This is a genomic window from Stenotrophomonas sp. HMWF023, assembly GCF_003060985.1.
Lineage (GTDB): Bacteria > Pseudomonadota > Gammaproteobacteria > Xanthomonadales > Xanthomonadaceae > Stenotrophomonas > Stenotrophomonas lactitubi.
Window position 1 is genome coordinate 1 of the sequence record NZ_QAIJ01000150.1, and the last position, 1,541, is coordinate 1,541.

The 1,541-nt window shown below is 69.0% G+C and carries 1 protein-coding gene; it reads left to right on the forward strand.

Annotated elements, in window-relative coordinates; genetic code table 11:
• Positions 1 to 85: 85 nt before the first annotated feature.
• A complete protein-coding gene (locus DBR20_RS08275) occupies positions 86 to 1,324 on the forward strand; it encodes an FAD-binding oxidoreductase (protein WP_258223255.1) in 1,239 nt (412 codons plus the stop codon).
• Positions 1,325 to 1,541 lie beyond the last annotated feature (217 nt).

Genomic DNA, 1,541 nt, shown 5'->3' on the forward strand with positions numbered 1-1,541 from the left:
GTCCTCCCCCGCTCCGACGCCCCTTCCCGCTTCTGCGAGGCCGCCGGTGAGCGCCGCCTTCCCGCCCAGCTGGTACGCAAGCAGCCTGCCCGAACCGCCCGCGCTGCCACCACTGCGCGGTGAGGTGCAGGCCGATGTCGCGGTACTGGGCGCCGGTTACACCGGCCTCACCGCCGCACTGGAACTGGCCCGGCGCGGCCAGCGGGTGGTGCTGCTGGAAGCGCAGCGGATCGGCTGGGGAGCCTCTGGCCGCAATGGCGGCCAGGCATTGGTCGGCTACGGCTGTGAGGTCGACGAGCTGGAACGCCAGCTTGGCCGTGAGGATGCGCGCCACCTGTTCGACTGGTCGCGCGAAGCCGTGCAGGCAATGCGCGCGCGCATCGACCGGCATGGCATCGATTGCCATTGGGTGGAGGGCCACGCCAGCGTCGCCATCCGCGCACGCCACGAACAGGACCTGCGCGCCAACTGCGAGCATCTGCAGCAGCACTACGACTACCCGATGCAGTGGTGGCCGCGCGACACGCTGCGTGCGCAGCTGGACAGCCCGCGCTACCGCGCGGCGATGTTCGACCCGCTCAGCGCGCACCTGCATCCGCTGGCCTACGCCCGCGGGCTGGCCGATGCCGCACGTGCAGCCGGAGTGGTGATCCACGAAACATCGCCGGTGACGCGCATTCAACGTGGCGCACATGCGGTGCTGCATACCGACCACGGCAGCGTGCGCGCGCCGCAGCTGGTGGTGGCCGGCAACGCCCTGCTGCAGGGACTGGTGCCTGAGCTGGAACGGCGCATCATGCCGGTTGGAACGTATATCGGCGCCAGCGCGCCGCTGGGTGCCGAGCGCGCGCAGGCGCTGATCGGCAACAACATGGCGGTCTCCGATACCGCTTGGGCGCTGGACTATTTCCGGCTCAGCCATGACCACCGCCTGCTGTTCGGCGGCCGTGCCAGCTATTCCGCGCTGCCCCCGCCCGGCCTGCACCGGGTGATGCAGCGGCGCATGCACCAGGTGTTCCCGCAGTTGGCCGACATTCCGCTGCAGCAGGTCTGGGGCGGTTATGTGGATATCACCCGCAACCGCGCCCCGCACTGGGGCAGGCTGGATGGAAATCTGTACTTCGCGCAGGGCTTCTCCGGCCACGGTGTGGCAGCGGCCGGGCTGGCCGGCGAAGTCATTGCCGCCGCGATTGCAGGCCAGAGCGAGCGTCTGGACGTGTTCCAGCGCCTGCAGCATGCGCCCTTCCCCGGCGGGCGCCTGCTGCGCACACCGCTGCTGGTGGCGGCCATGTCCTGGTACAAGCTGCGGGATGCGCTGTGGTAGCAGTGCCCATTCCCACCCCATGACTTGATCCACGGTAGCGCTTTGTTTGCATAATCCGCCTAGGAGCAGGGGAGCACGTGGATGCAGTGGTGGAAGGAAGGACTGCTGGTGAGGATACGGGTCAGCCCTGAGGGGCTGGCGCTGGTACTGGTCTATGCCCTCGCCTGCTGGGGCGCGCGCAAGTTGTCACTGGACCAGTTCTTCCTGCCTGCTGGCG